The sequence below is a fragment of the Dietzia sp. 2505 genome (assembly GCF_040546785.1).
Taxonomy (GTDB): domain Bacteria; phylum Actinomycetota; class Actinomycetes; order Mycobacteriales; family Mycobacteriaceae; genus Dietzia.
On record NZ_JBEPON010000005.1, the window covers coordinates 182,126 to 199,654 of the forward strand.

Genomic DNA, 17,529 nt, shown 5'->3' on the forward strand with positions numbered 1-17,529 from the left:
GTCGCCTACGACGGGCACTGGTTTACCAGCGACTTGACCAAGCGCGCCGGTCATCTGATGTCAGCTGGCTCGAAACGCCATATCGCAATCGGCGATGTGGCACCTTGCCAAGAAGCAGCGCACAGCCCCGGACACAGCCTCCTCTACCCGACTAAACTCACCAGAGCGGTCCGCTCGGCCCGCGAGGCCGGCAGGGGAGGCTATGCGCCTGTCACGATTCGAGATCGCCAATCACGCCGTCTTAGAGGACATGACGGTCGAGGTCCGCGACCATCTGTGCATCGTTGGGGCCAACGACGTCGGCAAGTCCTCCCTGCTGCGGCTGCTCAACCTGCTCCTTGGCGCGACTGTTCAGCAGCTCTACTCTGCCCTGTCGCCGGCAGAACTACGCGACCCAGAGGCGCCGCTTCGAGTTACGGTCGACCTGGGCGACCTGTCCCTGCATGAAGCAGGTTCCTTCCCTTATGAGGTTCACTTTGAGGACGACGAGCCAACCCGACTCACCATCGAGCTCGAGGTCCGTGTGTCCGAGGAGGACGACAAAGAGGTCGACATCGACCGATTCTTTCCCGGCGCCGGCACCCGACGCGCACCGTCTCGAGACCAGCTCGAGGTCATCGCATGGCGCTACCTCCCAGCCAACCGATCGACGGCCGTCGACTTCATGGACGGCAAGAACAGTCCGCTGCGCGCCATGCTCACTGCGGTCGACCTCGGTGACGGCTCTACCTCGCTCGTGACGCTCATGGACTCCTTCCACGCCGATCTCGAGGCCAACCCCGCCCTGACTCAACTGCGAGAAGACATTGCCCAGCACCTGTCGCGCTCCCTGCCACGCAAGCTGGATAAGGACGCACTCGCGCTGCGTACCGCCGTCGACACCGCAGAAGACCCCTTGCAGGACGTCACCTTGTTCCTCAAACAACAAGACGCTCTGAAGTCCTTGGTAGAGCAGAGTGATGGGCTTCGGCAACTGATGGCACTGACATTCTTCGACCTCGCACAACAGAACGCCAACGTGGTCGCAATCGACGAACCGGAGATGCACCTGCACGCCAGCAGCCAACGCACAGTTGCCGGTCTTCTCGCCGACTCTGCACAGCAGCGTCTGGTCGTCACCCACTCGCCGTATGTCATCCAGAAGTTTGAGCCGAAGCACGTCCTTGTGGTCAGCCACGAGAGACGCGCCAAGCAAATCGCGGCCCATAACTTCACCGCCGTGGAGAAGGAGCAGGTCGCCTGGTGGACGCCACAGCTGCTCGAAGCGCTCACCGCCCGCCGAGTCCTTCTCGTTGAGGGCCTGGCTGACCGCATCATCGTTGAAGCCGCCGCCGCAGCCAAGGACATCAGCCTCGATCGGGAGGGCGTTTCGATCTTCGCACTCGACGGCGCTGACAAGTTCAAGCACGTCACGAAGATCCTCGGCACGACGGGGTTCGACATCGACCTGTGCGGGCTGTGCGACGAAGACCGTGAAGATTCCTGGGCGACCATCTTGAAGTCGAAGCCGAAGAACCTTCCCAAGGTCGGCTTCTTCGTTGCACGTAAAGACCTCGAACACGAGTATGCAGCCGCTCTCGGAGCGCCCACGCTGACCGAGGTGCTCATCAAGGAGGGGGTGGCGCGAGAGCAGGGCCTGTGCCAAGCCGCCAGCGTGAGCTCTCTCGACGACCTCGACGACGAGCAGCTCGCCGACTTCATTACAACCGGTGACAGCCGCAAGACGGCATCGGCACGTGCGGTGGCTACCATCCTGACTGCCGACCACGTCGATGCCAGCGAATCGCTGTCGGGGTTGCTTGAATTCGTAGCTGCGACTGGGCTATGAGCACCGCCCCAGTCGGCGCGCAGGAAGCTGCGGTCGATGGTGACGAAGACCATCTGCTGGTTCTTGCCCCACCCGGGTGCGGGAAGACTGAAGTCCTGGCCATGCGAGCCGCCCACCTGCTCGCGACTGGACTGGTACGGCCGCAACGCAAGATCCTCACCCTGACCTTCACCAACCGAGCTCGCGACAACATCAGGGCACGTCTAAACACCCAATTGGGGGAGTCGCGTGCGCGTCGCACCACCGACGTCGTCAACTTCCACGAGTTCGCCGTACGACTCATCCAAGCTCACGGCAATGTAGTCGGGCTCAGCGGCGAAGTCATTTACCCCAACAAGACCTGGATGAAGAAGACTCTGGCCAGCCACACGAGCGACTGGCGCGAGCAGCGGAGCGCCGGAGAGACCCTTGAGGAGGCCAAACGGAATCCGTTCAACGATCAGCAGTTGCTCGAGCGACTGGAGGCTTCAGGCAACGAGCTAGCCGTCGCGGTCGAGCGTGAACGGCAATCGGTCGGCTACCTCGACTACGGAGATCTGCTGAGGCACGCACAGTTGATCCTTCGCAACGAGTGCGTCGCCGCGGTGTTCCGTGAACACTACGACTCGGTTCTGGTAGACGAGTTCCAAGACCTCACCATGCAGGAGTTCGAGATTGCACGCGCCGTCACCTCGACAAACTCCATGTATGTCGGTGACCCATACCAAGGCATCTTCGGTTGGGCCGGCGCAGCGCCAATGGAGGTTTTGAGCGCTCTTAAGGACGACGGCTACCACTGCATCGACCTCGACATCTCCTTTCGCTCATCGCCGGCGGTGCTCTCGGTTGTCAACGCGCTCTCAGTAGACCTCGGCGCCACCGCCCTCCGTGCCGCAGAGCCGGACAGCTGGAAGAACGGAGGCGTCGCCTACGCCCTCGCGTTCGATACCGATACCGTCGAAGCTGCGGGCGTGGTGGCACTCAGCGACTACGTCGCCGACAAGTACCCCGACGACCGCATCGGCGTCATCTGCCGCGCCGAGTATCGACGTGCCGCACTGGAACGAGCTTTCGCCGGCGCACGACACAAGCCGCAGTACTGGGACATAGCCCTGGACACTCCCCAAGTCGCCAGCATGTTAAAACGGCAGGCGCGCCACATACGCACGGAGCTCGCCTATCGAGATCAGGTCGAAGATTTGCTCAGGCGGCTCTCCGCTGCGCTACGAAGCTCCGACTTCGAAACGCTGAACGACGTCCAGAGCGCGTGTGACCAACTGCTGGGAATGGAATCCATGGGCGAAGATCTCCGAGAGGTCCTGTCGCGAATCCGTGACGTTCGCGGCACCTCCGCCAGCGAACCGGGTGTGCACGTGCTGAATGCGCACACCGGCAAGGGCCAACAGTTCGACTGGGTCTTTGTCGTCGGACTCGAAGAAGGCCACGTACCGAGCACCTACAGCAAGACCGCGGAGGAGCTTTTCGAGGAGCAGCGAGTGCTCATGGTGATGGTCTCGCGGGCCAGACGGGGGATCTTTCTCTCTCACGCCCGGCAGACCTCGAACAGGTACGGTCGAACGTTTCGCGAGGGCCCATCGAGGTGGTGGTCGGCGATCGCCGGCGCCTGCCAGCCAGTCCCGAACTTCGTCCGTAGACTCACCGGATGCGACTGAGACCTGGGACGCAATTCGGGCCGAATAAGAAAATCAGAAGCAAGAAATCAAACCCTGGCTACGGACTCAGCTTGACACCCTCCTCGAGCCGATCCAGGTCGACCGATGAGCCGCGCCGGGCGATGATGGCAGCAGTGCCGGTGACCTGCACGACAAGCACCGCGATGACGATGAGCCCGCCGAGAAGAAGTATCAGCCCTCATGACTGGCGCGATCTCTCGACTCGCAACGGGTGTGCGCGCAGCATCCGCCTTGCCTGCCAAACTCGGCTCAGTACCTTCAGTCTGGATTTTTTGATGAGCACGAGACGCCCATACTGAGCGCGCTTAGGACGGCTACCCTTGGTGCCCCCGGGGTCGCACGCGCACACCCTCATTCTCGAGGATGTCCAGCTCCGCTGTGCGGCTAAGTCTGGCCTGGTCGGCTACTTCGCGCGACGAGGCGCCTCGCGCTTACATATTAACCATTTCGGCGTGCACCGAGGCAGCGATCCGTCGTCGTCGGGGTGGCGGTTGTCCATCAGACCTGCGACATTCCCGTCTGGAGTTAATTTCGGGAATCTGACCGAGGGCTACTACTGCACACAGGCTCGGTTCCCTCAGGGGAACCGAGCCTTGCGTCATTTCGGGGGGGCGCCCCGATGTCAGCGCGCCCATTCTGCGTAGGGGGCGTTGACGGCCGCTGGTGCTGGCCTGCTCGTTGCTGAATGAGCGCGTGAGAGACGTGCCCCTAGCCGAGCTCGTCCGCCAGCCGGACGGCGGGGATCCAGTCGATACCGAACACCCGGGCCACCTCCGAGAAGGTGGAGGAGTCCGCATCGGTGCTGGTCGCCGAAGCGATGAGACGGGACAGCATCACAGTCCCCGCTCGCTCCTCGATCGTGCCCGCCGCCGCCAGGAGCGACCAGGCGCACACCTGATGATTCCGGTGCGCGCGGCCCATCGTCTGCTCGGCCAGGAGCCCCGAGTAGCGGGCCTGGTGGAAAAAGCCTCTCCGCGGGGCAGCAGTCGCGAACGTGCCGTCCGCGAACTGCTCGCGCGCCTGCAGGTTGATCGCGGTGGGCGTGTTGAACACGACCACCGGCGCCTCGCCCCGTTGGAACCGCATCCGCTCGGACTCGGCCTGCGGGTTGGAGCCGTAGATCCGTGCGACCGGGATCCCGTCGGCCTCGAGCAGCTCGGCCACCGGGTGCGCGGCCGTGGACACCATCTCGGTGGCGATCAGCACCTGGTAGCCGCGCTCGAGTTCGGCCTTGGCCGCCGCGACCGTGTGTTCGACCCGGATCATCGACGCCTTCTGGCGCAGCCGCACCAGCGCAGCCAACCCGCGGGCGACGTTCTTGCCCGTCCTGGCCAGCTGCATCTCCCGTTGGAAGTCTCCCCACTCCAGCTCGTAGGCCCGCCACTGGTCCGGGGTCAGCTCCACCAGGTCCACATCGAAGGGAGGCGGTCCCCACGGCGCCGACCGGGTGAGCATCAGCGGTGGATCGTGTCGCAGCAGCATGTCTCGCACGTCGCTGATGGCGGCCTGCTGCATCGGCAGCGATTCCTTGGCCTCGGCGTTCCACGTCCACTTGCCGTAGGAGGTCTCCAGGGGCACGCCCCGCTCGGCCAGTGTCCGCCCGAAGTTCGCCCACCGGGCTGGCGGATCGCCGTGCACCTGCGCGTACAGCGACGACAGGTAGCCCCATTCGCCCGGGTGGTGGCCCGGGGTGGCGGTGATCGTCAGCACGAACGGGGCCGTGTCGTGCGGGCCGTCCATGCGGGTCAGCCGCCGCATGTAGCTCGTGCGCTTGCTGGCGTGCCGGAACTGGTGGGCCTCGTCGATCACCGCCACGTCGACCTTGAGCCGCGGGCGCCCGTTCCGGGCCATGAGCTTGCCCAGGCTGTCTGAGGACATGATTATCCACCGCAGGTCGTCGTCCCCCAGGGCCGCGATGGTGCGCCGCCACGACGGGATGGTGATGCGCGCCGGCCGGTCCACCGTCACCAGGATGGTGCGTGCGCCGCGCATCGCCGTGATGGCCTTCGCCGCAGCCACCGCCACCAGGGTTTTGCCGGTGCCCACATCGTTGGCCAGGTGGACCTGCCGAAATCCGCGCTCGGCAGCCGAGACGATCGCGTCCGCGTCCGCGCGTTGCTCCGGGCGCAGCGTCATCGGTGCAGCGGCCGCGCCCGGGCCCTCGCTGCCGTTGAGCTCGTCCTCCAGCCACCGCAGGTAGGAGTAGGGCTTGCTGGCGTAGGGCTCCAGTGAGCTCGGCAGGGCGGTACCGACGTAGGCGTGCGCGGTGAGCGCCTTGTAGTAGGTCACCCCGGCTGGCGTCCCGCCGCCCAGTCCTCCCCACGGGAGCTCCAGCAGCCACACCCGCTGGCCGGGAAGGGTCGACGGAACAGCCCGCGCCGCGCTGGGCTTCTTGGACGACTTGGCCCGGCTGGACCTCGTCTTGCGCTTCTTGGTCGTTGAGCGTGAGGACCGGGTCGCCATCAGAGTGCTGCCCGATTTCGGGCAGTGACGAGGGCGGGTGAGTCCACAGCGTTCTCCTGGGTGGTCCTGGCGGGGTCGGGCTCACTGTAGGGGCCGGGTACGTCACCGCTGGCTTCGGCTGGCGCTCACCCGCCGGGCCGCCGGGGCGAGCATGGGGAGCCGTGGTGAGGCCGCGAGTTGGGGACGAAGAAAGGACGATGACGACGACACGGGCCTGCCGCAGCCAGAAATCTGGCTGCGGTGTGGTTCGTATTCTGGCCCTCAAGCCGGGGGAGGCGCTCGCCGGGATGGTGGTCGGTGAGGTGGTCGAGTCGGACGCGGAGGGGTACGCACCCGGGGACCTGGTGCACCACGACCTCGGATACCGCGACTGCGCCTTGGTCGATCCGGAGAACCAGGCTCTGGGCGTGGCCGGGGCGCTGTCCAAGCTGGACCGCGAGCTGGGCCCGCCGGAGCTCCAGGCGGGCTGCTCGGGATGACGGGCCTCACCGCGTGGGCGGGGACGTTCGTGGTGGCGTCCCTCAAGCCCGACGACGTCGTGTGGATCTCCGCGGCCGCCGGCGCGGTGGGCAGTGTCGCAGCGCAGCTCGCCAAGGCACACGGATGCCGGGTGATCGGCAGCGCCGGTAGCGCCGAGAAGGTCACTTGCCTGAAAGACGTGCTCGGGCTCGACGCGGCGTTCAACTGGCGCGATGGACTGGACGAGCCGCCCAGTGAGTTCGCACCAGAGGGCATCGACGTCTACTTCGACAGCGTCGGCGGAGACCACCTGAAGGCTCACCTGCGCCCGTTCGGCCGGGTCGCCCTCTGTGGCGCGATCGCCGGCTACGACGGCCAGCCGCCGGCCGCTCCCGACAACCTCTTCAACGCCACGAACAAGGACATCAATCTGCGCGGCTTCCTCGCGGGTACCTTCGCGGACCGGCTGCCCGAGGCCAGGAAGCACCTCGCGGAGCTGTGGCGGTCGGGTGACCTGAACCTGGACCTCGCGTGGTACGAGGGTCTGGAGTCCGCGCCGCAGGCGATCGTGGACATGCTCTCCGAGCGGACGACGGGCAAGTGCGTGGTGGCGCTGGGCTGAGAGGCCGAGAACTGACGACGGCGAGGTCGGCCGCTGGTGGCGGTCTGCTGTTGACGGCGGTGCCCGCCAGCAGAGAGCGTGCGGCGGACGACCTCGCGTTGGACCGCGGCGCATGCACGGGTGGGGTGGCGCTGTCCGATGCCGACTCGCTCGCCGTGCGGCAGGCCATCACCATGTCTTGCAACAGGCGCACTCATTCGCCACCATCATCGCCGAGAACGTCCGGACGCCCCGTCCCGAGGCCAGGCTTGCGGACGTGCGCGTGGCCCTGAATACCGCGACGCCGACTGGGTCGACGACCTGCCCGACGGAATCGAGACCGTGAACGCCGAGGGCAGGTACCAGCTCGCCCCGATGCAGGCCCGAATGATTGCCTGGATCGTGGAATCCGCGACACACGACGCGGTGCTGCGGTGGGATTGCCGGTGCGCCGACTTCAGTCGGGCGTGTTTCGGGGAAGTGCAGCTACCCACGGGCATCGGCCAAACCCTCGGTGTGGCGACCGTCCCTGTGATCGACCGTGCCGCGGCGTCCGTGTAGTCACACTGCAGCCGGGGTAAGGAGACGTCGCTCGGATCTGGCTTACTCCATGCGAACCCCAAGACGGACGCGGACACGGGCTTCACGAAATCGATGCTCAGGATCGTCCCATCGGGCCCCGGCAGTGCGATCGTGGCGCTGCCCAATCATCCATGATCTCAGCACCAATTGGGGTGAGTTGCCGCTTGCGCCCGACGGCGCCACCGTTTCGGTAGGCACCCGCGCTGAGAAGTGCGGTCCAATAAGTGAGCTCGACAATCGCCCGTTACCGGACACAGCGGGGGAAGCTGACAAATTCGTTGCACTCCCGTGGGCGTCCACCGGAATTGCGCACTCGCAGTTGTAGCGGCCTGTAGCGTCGGTGGAGACTTCCGATTAGCGCAGGTTGCGAAACGTTGAGAGGTCATTTTAGTCGAACGATATTCGGGCAGGGCAATTGCGAGCCCAGTTAGATTCAGAGCTAGCCGTGGGGGAGACCATGCTGGACCACATCAACGCGAAGCCACAGGCCGGGAGTTCCGGCAGCCGGGGCTCGATCGAGGCAGAGGTTCCACAGTTCTCTGTGATCGATTACGACGGCCCGGTAAGACGAGAAGCGCGCAAGCTCCTGTCGCTCGTTAGGAACGGTGGGTCGGTACTCACGGACCGGGATGTCTGGACTGACGCGAACATAGAGGCGCTTGTTGAGAGGTTCGTTAAACAGCCCGACGCCTCCGGCGAGTCATTCTTCACCAAACTCGATGGGCAACTCGAGGGCGCTGATGACGACGTCCGAGTATTGTTTGCCGAGATCTTTTTGCTCCAAATGTTGCCAATCACACAGTTTCGCAAGGAAACGAAGATTCGGAATATCAACCGGGTTTTGCGGGATGCGGCGGGAAGCTACGCGATCCCGCCGGGGATTTTGGAGGCTTTCGACTCTCCGGTGTTTAACGGCGGGACGGCCTACGGTGTGCGGCGCTACTTCCAGTTGTCGCTGCTTATCCAGTTCGTGCGCTACCTCCGAACGCTCTCAGAGGACGAGCTTGATACCGCCTATGCCGAGCCCCTGGCATGGCGCGAGGTCGTAAGGAACGCGCCGGGTACGCCTGAGCCGTCTCTGCGTGGGTCTCTCGTATACATGGGGCATCCAGAGTTTTTCTTACCGATCGTCGCGGAGTGGCACAAGCAAGCGATTGTCGAGGCGTTCTACCCGGAGGTAACGAACCGGCAACCCTCGGGAGATTTCGATGTCGATCTCGCTGCACTTCGCGAGTGGATGACTTCAGGCTCTGGAGAAACCCCGGATTTTTACAACAGGCCACTTGCCTTATTCTGGCGAGATGACGAGGAAGATGAGGAGGATGAAGACGGCGGAGGGTTGATCGACGAAGACGACGTCGCGGAATACACAATCCAGTCGATCGTCGAGGACGGCGCCTTTCATCCGACCGAGGATCTCCGAGCAATAGTCGAGCGGTGGGCGGCGACTCGCAATGTAATTCTGCAAGGGCCTCCGGGTACGGGGAAGTCGTGGCTTGCAAAGCGCCTGGCCTTTGCTCTGATCGGCCGGAAGCTCAACGACGCCGTACGCACAGTGCAGTTCCATCCCGGGACATCGTACGAGGACTTCGTGCGCGGATGGCGACCCGGGGGGGACGGCCAACTCACGCTGGTGGACGGCCCCCTCCTCCAACACGCTGAGCGTGCACGGGAGTATCCGGATATCCCGCACGTGATGATCATCGAGGAGTTCAATCGTGGAAATCCCGCACAGGCTCTCGGTGAGATGCTCACGCTACTTGAGCGGACCAAGCGTACCGAGGCGGATGCTCTCGAGTTGACTTACATGCTCGAGGATGAGGAGGACTTCTGGCTGCCCGAGAACCTCTACGTTATTGGGACCATGAACACCGCCGATAGATCGCTGGCACTGGTGGACTTCGCCCTTCGTCGGCGGTTCGCCTTCTTTGAACTCGAACCTCAGCTGAACGAACAATGGAAGAAGCACTTAAGTTCGCGCTTCCGCGCCGAGCCGAAAGTCCACATCAATGTAGCGGCACAACGCGTTAACGATATGAATCGCCGAATCGCAGCCGACCGAACTCTCGGACCATCTTTTCGGATCGGCCACTCCTACTTCACCGCAGAGAAAGAAGCGAGTGAGTTCGAACCGTGGTTCCGCTCGGTGGTGCAGACGTCGGTCGCTCCACAATTGGCGGAGTATTGGCACGATGACCCGGATACGGTCAAGGAAATAACCGGCCAGCTCCTTGCAGCGTTCTGACATGTTCACGGCGGGTGATGGCTCCACACGGATCAATGTACGAAGCGTGTGGTTCCTGCTCCTCTACGCGTCCGATCTCCTAGATGTGCTAACAGCCGCGGAGAAAGAGAAGCTGGCCAGCGGCGAGCGGGATAACGACTTGCTTGACGCCCTAGCTGATGTATTGGCAGCTCAAGTAGAGATACGCGTGCGGCTAATGCTAGCCCGCGGATATCGAAGGAAAAGTGAGCCGCTTACTCGAGTCCGGGGGCGTATCGACCACCTTCGCACAGCGAGGGGTCGGCTCATGGAATCCGGAAGAATTCAGTGCCGATACGAGGAGCAAACTGTTGACCTTCCCAGGTACCGATTCATGCTCGTCACCCTCCGCCGGGCGGCGCGCGCTGCGCAGTCGGAGGGTGTGAGTCGTCGATGTCTTACGACAGCCCAGATGCTCGAACGCAACGGCGTTTTATCCGTAGATCCGACTCCGGCAGAGGTTTCTAAAGAACAGTACGGTCACTACGACCAGCCGGACCGGAAGCTAATGGCGATGAGCATTCTGGTGAGAAATATGTGTTCACCTGAGCACTCATCCGGCACGAACGATTTGCCCTCGATCCTGCGTAACGAGCGTGCCCTTCGAGACCTTTTCGAGAAGGCTGTGCGTGGGTTTTTCCGACACCATCTCGGGGCGAGCGGCCATACGGTCCGCGCTAGGTCCAAGGCATGGCCCGCCAAAGGCGATACGACAGCGCTCGCATTTTTGCCCCACCTAAACGTCGACGTGCTGATTCGCGGAGCCGACTATCAGACAGTGGTCGAATGCAAGTTCGCTCCGATCTTCGTTAAGCGTCATGGCAAAGTAATGCTTGAGCCTGGCTACCTGCGCCAATTGTACTCCTACGCCTCGGTGTTCAGCCGCGAATTCGACGGGCGTACTCGCGCGCTGTTGCTTGGTGCACTCGTCGATAGCTCGTCCGGACGCGATCTCGATTTTGTGATCGACGGCATCCCTTTTAGTGTCCGCCAAATTGATCTCTCGTCGCAGCCGAGTGAGATTCGAACCGCACTCATGTCGGCGTTATCAATCGGGCTCCAGAATCGAGTTGTCCAATAAGCGATACTCCAGGTTCGATGATATGCGAGCGACTTGCGCATTTGATCCTCGCGCCAGCGCGATGTTAACCACCGCCAGTGCGACTGCCCACCGAGACCGGCGAGCGCCGCATTTGTGGCATATCGAGTACAACGCCGCAGTTGCTGCGGCTCTGACTACCGTGATCGTCCGAGGGGCTGGCGCTGAGCTGTAAGTCGCACAGGCGTGAGGTTGTACGGGCAGGCGATTGGCAGACGCCTCTTGAGGCTCAACTTCAAGATGCTGGCAGAGAACGAGCGGTTGCTTCACTTGCGTATGGCGCTCGGAATGGACCAGTCCGGGCGCGCATCCGGGCCGGGACCATTCGTATGGGACGCGCAACCCGCGAGGGGGTTGAGCGAGCGCCCCCGGCGCAGCCTCGGCCCGCCCTGTAGACCGACGTGGAACAATGGCCCCCGGTACTGCAACCACCCAGCGCGGTGCCCACCCAGACACGATCCACGAACTTCCCCAAGGAGCACAGATGGCGCTTATCGAGCAGGTCGGAGCCCGGGAGATCCTCGATTCGCGAGGCAACCCCACCGTTGAGGTAGAGGTGCTTCTGGACGACGGCTCGTTCGGGCGTGCCGCGGTGCCCTCGGGTGCCTCGACCGGTGCCCACGAGGCCGTGGAGCTGCGCGACTCCGACGACCGCTACCTGGGCAAGGGCGTCACCAAGGCCGTCGAGGCCGTGCTGGACGTGCTCGCGCCGGCCGTCATCGGCATCCCCGCCGAGGAGCAGCGCCTGGTCGACGAGGCCCTCCTCGACGCCGACGGCACGGACAACAAGTCCCATGTCGGAGCCAACGCGATCCTGGGCGTCTCGCTCGCCGTGGCCCGCGCCGCCTCCGAGGCCGCCGGCTTGGAGCTGTACCGCTTCATCGGCGGCGCCAACGCGCACGTCCTGCCCGTGCCCATGATGAATATCCTCAACGGCGGCGCCCACGCCGACTCTGGCGTGGACGTGCAGGAGTTCATGATCGCCCCCATCGGCGCGCCCACGTTCCGTGAGGCTTTGCGCATGGGCGCCGAGGTGTACCACCACCTCAAGGCTGTGCTCAAGGAAAAGGGCCTGTCGACGGGCCTGGGCGACGAGGGCGGCTTCGCCCCGTCGGTGGACTCCACCAAGGCCGCGCTCGACGTGATCGTGGAGGCCATCGAGAAGGCCGGGTACACCCTCGGCACCGATGTAGCGCTCGCGCTGGACGTCGCGGCCACCGAGTTCTACAAGGACGGCAAGTACCACTTCGAGGGTAAGCAGCTCTCCGCCGCCGAGATGGCCGACGTCTACGCCGATCTGGTAGCCAACTACTCCCTGGTCTCCATCGAGGACCCGCTCGACGAGGACGACTGGGAGGGCTGGACCACCCTCACCGAGATGATCGGCGACAAGGTCCAGATCGTGGGCGACGACCTCTTTGTCACCAACCCCCAGCGCCTTGCCGACGGCATCGCCAAGGGCGCGGCCAACGCGCTTCTGGTCAAGGTCAATCAGATCGGCACGCTCACCGAGACGCTGGACGCCGTCGAGCTGGCGCACCGCAACCGCTACGCCTCGATGATGTCGCACCGGTCGGGCGAGACCGAGGACACAACCATCGCCGACCTCGCGGTGGCCTGCAACTGCGGCCAGATCAAGACCGGCGCCCCGGCCCGCTCGGAGCGCGTGGCCAAGTACAACCAGCTGCTGCGCATCGAGGAGATGCTCGGGGACGCCGCCCGCTACGCCGGTGCCGGTGCCTTCCCGCGCTTCACCGCCTGACACGGGCAACGCGCAACCCGGGTACGTAGTCGAGAGGAGGGCTCATGGCTCGCCCACCGCGCCCTTCTGATCGCCGGGGCGACGGCCGCGATCGGTCGTCGTCCCGGCGTCCCGGGGAGGCGTCGGGGCCCATCCGCCGAGCCCCGCAGCGGGGTCGCACCCGCGGTGAGTCTCCTGTCGACCCCACCCGTCGGCAGACTCCTCAGCGGCGCACGCCCAACCGGGAGCGGGACCGGCCGGTGCCCGCCTCGGCTCGCTCGGGCAAGGTGGGCTCGACCGCGCATCCGGAGGCCCACCGGCTCACCACGCGGACCGATCTCTCGGACACCGTGCTGGGCCCGCGGAACTACACGCCTCGGCGGATCGGTCTCCTCGCCGTCGTCGCCATCATTCTGCTGGTCACGGTGTCGTTCCCCTTGCGCAATCACTACCAGTTCCTCTCGGACGAAAAGGCGGTGGCGCAGGAGCGGGCCGCGCTGCAGGCCACGATCGCCGAGCTCGAGGCCGAGGAGCAGCTGCTCGCCGACCCGGCGTACATCGAGCAGCAGGCCCGCATCCGCTTCGGCGCCGTCAAGCCGGGGGAGACCCCGTACCGGGTGAGCCCGGTGGATCCGGTGGAGCAGGCGGCGGCCGAGCAGCGGGCGGCCGAGCTGGCGGCGCTGCCGTGGCAGACGCGGGTGTGGGACTCGATCTCCGTGCCCGCCGAGCCGATCATGCCGGAGGGGTCGTCGGTACTCCAGGGCACCAGCATCCCCGGCGGCCCTGACACCCCGGCCGTTCCGGTCGATCCCCGACGCGGGAATCTCGGCGTCGAGACCCCGGGCGGCGACACCCCGCAACCCCAACCACAGGAGGACCCCCCAGCGTGAGCGCCGAACACAGCGTGTCCAGTGACGATCTCGAGGCGATCGAGGCCCAGCTGGGCCGGCCGCCGCGCGGGGTGCTGGAGGTGTCCTACCGCAGCCCTGACGGCAGGCCCGGGGTGGTCAAGACCGCGCCGCGCCTGGAGGACGGCACCCCGTTCCCGACGCTGTACTACCTCACCGATCCGCGGCTCACCGCCGAGGCGAGCCGCCAGGAATCCGCGGGGATCATGAGGGGGATGACGACGAGGTTGACCGCCGACCCCGAGATGGCGCTTAACTACACCCAGGCACATGAGCGGTACCTGTCCCAGCGCAATGAGATAGAGGACCTCGGTACCGACTTCTCCGGTGGCGGCATGCCCGAGCGGGTCAAGTGCCTGCACGTGCTCATGGCGTACGCGCTGGCCGAGGGGCCGGGCGTGGTGTGGCTGGGCGACGAGTCCGTGGCACTGGCCTGCGAGGCCGGGCTGCGCGGCAACGCGCTGCCCGAGGACTGGCCCACGCCCGAGGAACTGGGCGTGCCCGACTACTACGCGCAGGAGCAGGAGTGACCGCGGCTGCTCCCGACGGCGCTGTCCGGGGTGGCGCTGTTCGTGTGGGAGCAGTGGACTGCGGCACCAACTCAATCCGCCTGCTCGTGGCTGAGGGAGTGCCCGGGAAGCCGGGGCTCACCGACGTCACCCGGGAGATGCGGATCATCCGGCTGGGTGAGGGCGTCGACGCCACCGGCAGGCTCTCGACAGAAGCCATAAGTCGGTGCCGCACCGCGCTCACCGACTACACCGAAACCATGAATGAGCTCGGTGTGCAGTCGGTGCGAATGGTCGCCACCTCCGCCACCCGCGACGCCTCTAACAAGGACGAGTTCTTCGACATGACCGCCGAGGTGCTATGTAAGCACTTCCCGGGTGCAGTCGCGGAGGTGATCAGCGGCCAGACCGAGGCCGAGTTGACCTTCGCCGGCGGGGTGATCGACCTCGACCCGTCCGAGGGGCCGTTCGTGGTGACCGACCTCGGCGGCGGGTCCACGGAGATCGTGGTGGGCCAGATCGTCCGCGGCGAGGTCCAGATCCTCGGGGCTCGCAGCCTCGACGTGGGCTGCGTTCGCCTCACCGAGCGGGTGCTGCACTCTGACCCGCCCACCGAGGCCGAGATCACCGACGCCCGCACCGTGATCGCCGACGCACTGGCCGAGGCTGGCGACGTCCCCGTCGGCCGGGCTGCACGCTGGGTGGGCGTGGCTGGCACTTTCACGACGCTTTCGGCGTTGGCGCAGGGGATGGGGGAGTATGACGCCGAGCGGATCCACGGCAGCGTGATCTCGCTGAAGCAGATGCGTGAGGTCTGCGACCACCTGGTGGCGTCGTCCGTCACCGAGCGCCGCAGCATGGGGCCGATGCACCCGGGCCGCGCGGACGTGATCGGCGGGGGATCGCTGGTGGTCCAGGAGCTGTGTGATGTGATGGCAGAGCGCGCCGGGTTGACCGAGCTCACGGTGAGTGAGAAAGACATCCTGGACGGAATCGCGATGTCAGTGCTGAGCCGGTTGGCCGGCTAGACCGGCCCCCCGGCGACCTGCGCGCCACCAGGCCCCGCCCAGGCGGGGCCGGTAAGCCCCCATAGCCCAATTGGCAGAGGCAGACGGCTTAAAACCGTCCAAGTGTCGGTTCGAGTCCGACTGGGGGCACGCCTACTAGACGATGAGCGATTCAAGGTGTGCCTGGGTCTCCGGGTCAGTTGAGTGGACGAAAGTGCCACGCATCCCGCGCGTCAGTAGCACCTTGTAGGTGTTCTTGATCGCGCGCTCAAAGTCTGGCAGATCAGCCTTCTTCACCTGATTGTCGTGGCTGTACTCGCGCCTAGCCACCCAGCGGTCTGTCCTCCACACGAGGTCCGGGCCGATGATGACTCCCGAATAGTCATACTCGAAGCCTTGCGCGGTGTAGATGCATCCCACTTGATCGAACCCCGCTGGATCACTGGCCCAGTAAGGCCGCCCGGGCGCGTCCCCGACCTTGGTGTCATTCGGATTGTTCCACGGCCTACTCCAGTCTCCGATCTGGACATCCGGAAAGAGATAATCCGCTCCTGGCTTGCTCCAGTCCCAGCAGTATCCGGCAGAGATCCTTGAGGAGTAACCACGGTGCATGAGACCGGCGAGGCGGTCCTCCAGGGCGGACGGACCCTCGGCAGTTGTGAGCTCGAAAGCCTCGTCACCGGTCCACTGAATCGGTCCGTCGCCTTCGAGGCCGAGTAGGTGAAGGACCCAGCTCTCGTACAACCGACTCCCACCGCAACGGAATTGGGCATCGAGGTCTACGCGAACTATTTCGCATCCCATGTTCAGAGCAGCGCTCTCGATCTCAGCGACGGTCCCGCGCTCTCCCGGACGGACTACCTGGTGCTCGTCAAGGAGGAACACGGGAACCCTTGCAGCATCGATCAGTTCCTCGACCTGTGGTCTACCTGTCCGTTTCACGGCTGGAGTCCATCGGTTCGTCGATGTTTCCTTGACGCGATGCGCCTCATCGTTGATCAGGACATCGATCCCGTTCTTCTCGGCATCAATGAACTGGTTGTAGTAGGTGAACATCTTCTTGACCCGGGGCGCACGATCCCCGGCAACTTTGCGGAGCGTCTGCGTGAAAGCCGACGACCCCGTTGCGTGGAGTACTGAACGTCCCTGTCGGGACAGCTCGCCCATCAAGCTCAAGGCAATGACTGACTTTCCCGACCCCGGTCCGCCCGTGATGATGACGGCTTGCTTGTTGTTCGACTTTCGCGCTTCGTCGACCGCACGCATCACCATAGAATAGGCGACCTTCTGTTCGTCGAGGAGGACGAACTGCTCGCGGCGCTGCACTTCGTCCGCAGCTAGGGCGAGCAGCTGCTTACTCGGTCGAACAGCAGAATTCATGAGTCGATCAGCCGCATCTGCGCCGGGGGTTGCCGCAAGGCGCGACTTGAGGAACTCTAGGAATTCGGACCGTCGGGATGCGGTGAAAAGTTGGCCCTGTTGGCTGGGCGGCATCATGAACAGACCAGAGACGGCTTCGTCCTTAGCGTTGTGCAGGTAGGCGGCACCAGAGAGCTGTCGGTCCTCGCCCTCGAACGTGGCGAGGAAGTCACTCAGATGCTCGCAGTATCGACGAACCTGCTCAATCGGGTGTAGCCGGAACTGATCGAATCCCTCTGCGAAGACGACATCATCGGTGCCGTCGACAGGGATCGCGTGGCCCCACTGCTTCAGTTCAATGACGACATACGAGTCCTCGCCGCTCTTTGGGTGCACGCCGCATAGAACGGCGTCGGCTCGCTTGCTCGTGAGCGGGAGCTGGTATTCGAGAAGGATCTCGACTTCTCCGAGGCCTGCATCCTGGAGGTCGCCGATAAGCGCTGGGATGCTGTGCTCCCACGACTTCACTTCGGGGGGACTAGGTCTGTGTCCCATACGGTGGGCGAACTGATCGACGAGGGCGGCAGTGAGCGACCCTGCTGCAATACGAGCTGCAGCAGCGGACACCGAAAGTCGGACGAGCGGCACGAAAGAATCTCCAAGGGCATGACGAACTGCCCGTTCGGATTTGGAGACTCGTCGGTTAGGACTCGTACTGTCAGGCCCGAGCGGCTGATGGACTGAGAATAACTGATTCCGAACGCGTGGTCCGGATTACCGGCTCCGCCGCGCCGTGAGGAAGATCGGGACAGGGGGCACGAAGCCGACTTCGAATGCACATCGCTTTCAAGTCGATCATGCGTCCACGCATGCCGAGGCTGGTCTAAGATGAACATCAGTCAACTGCTGACGAAACTTGAAGCCTCTAGTCTTATTCGTGCGCCACCGAGCAGCCGTAAGGGAGTGTATCCAATAGGATTGAGACGTGTAGTTTGAAGCGGAGATAGCCTCAGTTGGCCCAAACGAGGGAATGCGCA

The 17,529-nt window shown here is 64.4% G+C and carries 12 protein-coding genes and 1 tRNA gene; 11 read left to right on the plus strand and 2 right to left on the minus strand.

The genetic code is table 11. The annotated features are described in order from the left end of the window. Positions 1-202: 202 nt before the first annotated feature. The gene (locus ABIE38_RS11595) at positions 203-1,828 is read left to right on the plus strand and encodes an ATP-dependent nuclease (RefSeq protein WP_354056402.1); all 1,626 of its coding nucleotides are present in this window, start codon (positions 203-205) and stop codon (positions 1,826-1,828) included. After that, the gene (locus tag ABIE38_RS11600; protein WP_354056403.1) at positions 1,825-3,480 is read left to right on the plus strand and encodes a UvrD-helicase domain-containing protein; all 1,656 of its coding nucleotides are present in this window, start codon (positions 1,825-1,827) and stop codon (positions 3,478-3,480) included. The genes ABIE38_RS11595 and ABIE38_RS11600 overlap by 4 nt, the downstream gene beginning before the upstream one ends. A 729-nt stretch (positions 3,481-4,209) precedes the next feature. Here the strand turns inward: ABIE38_RS11600 and ABIE38_RS11605 are convergent. Next, on the minus strand, positions 4,210-5,964 hold the full coding sequence (locus ABIE38_RS11605; protein WP_354056405.1) for a DEAD/DEAH box helicase family protein: 1,755 nt from the start codon (positions 5,962-5,964) through the stop codon (positions 4,210-4,212). 197 nt (positions 5,965-6,161) lie between these two features. On the opposite strand from ABIE38_RS11605, the gene ABIE38_RS11610 reads away from it, so the two are divergent. The 9 genes from ABIE38_RS11610 to ABIE38_RS11650 all read left to right on the plus strand — a co-directional run bounded on the left by ABIE38_RS11610 (position 6,162) and on the right by ABIE38_RS11650 (position 15,283). Further along, the gene (locus ABIE38_RS11610; RefSeq protein ID WP_354056407.1) at positions 6,162-6,443 is read left to right on the plus strand and encodes a hypothetical protein; all 282 of its coding nucleotides are present in this window, start codon (positions 6,162-6,164) and stop codon (positions 6,441-6,443) included. Next, complete coding sequence (locus ABIE38_RS11615) at positions 6,440-7,045, plus strand: MDR family NADP-dependent oxidoreductase (RefSeq protein WP_354056409.1); 606 nt, start codon at positions 6,440-6,442, stop codon at positions 7,043-7,045. Before ABIE38_RS11610 ends, ABIE38_RS11615 begins: the two co-directional genes overlap by 4 nt. A 1,018-nt stretch (positions 7,046-8,063) precedes the next feature. Next, on the plus strand, positions 8,064-9,851 hold the full coding sequence (locus ABIE38_RS11620; RefSeq protein ID WP_354056410.1) for an AAA family ATPase: 1,788 nt from the start codon (positions 8,064-8,066) through the stop codon (positions 9,849-9,851). Between the two features lies 1 nt (position 9,852). Further along, positions 9,853-10,950, plus strand: a complete 1,098-nt coding sequence (locus ABIE38_RS11625) for a 5-methylcytosine restriction system specificity protein McrC (RefSeq protein ID WP_354056412.1) — start codon at positions 9,853-9,855, stop codon at positions 10,948-10,950. 502 nt (positions 10,951-11,452) lie between these two features. Continuing rightward, complete coding sequence (eno, locus tag ABIE38_RS11630) at positions 11,453-12,730, plus strand: phosphopyruvate hydratase (RefSeq protein WP_354056414.1); 1,278 nt, start codon at positions 11,453-11,455, stop codon at positions 12,728-12,730. A 239-nt stretch (positions 12,731-12,969) separates the two neighbouring features. Beyond that, positions 12,970-13,599, plus strand: a complete 630-nt coding sequence (locus ABIE38_RS11635; RefSeq protein ID WP_354056416.1) for an FtsB family cell division protein — start codon at positions 12,970-12,972, stop codon at positions 13,597-13,599. Then, positions 13,596-14,147: a DUF501 domain-containing protein gene (locus ABIE38_RS11640; protein WP_182645219.1), complete on the plus strand. Its 552-nt coding sequence runs from the start codon at positions 13,596-13,598 to the stop codon at positions 14,145-14,147. Before ABIE38_RS11635 ends, ABIE38_RS11640 begins: the two co-directional genes overlap by 4 nt. Positions 14,148-14,227: 80 nt before the next feature. After that, complete coding sequence (locus ABIE38_RS11645; protein WP_354056549.1) at positions 14,228-15,154, plus strand: Ppx/GppA phosphatase family protein; 927 nt, start codon at positions 14,228-14,230, stop codon at positions 15,152-15,154. 55 nt (positions 15,155-15,209) lie between these two features. After that, positions 15,210-15,283: transfer RNA gene (locus ABIE38_RS11650), tRNA-Leu, on the plus strand. Positions 15,284-15,289: 6 nt separating this feature from the next. Here ABIE38_RS11650 and ABIE38_RS11655 read toward each other — a convergent pair. After that, positions 15,290-17,020 carry a DNA/RNA helicase domain-containing protein gene (locus ABIE38_RS11655; protein ID WP_354056418.1) on the minus strand — a complete coding sequence of 577 codons (1,731 nt, stop codon included), beginning with the start codon at positions 17,018-17,020 and terminating at the stop codon, positions 15,290-15,292. Positions 17,021-17,529: the final 509 nt, after the last annotated feature.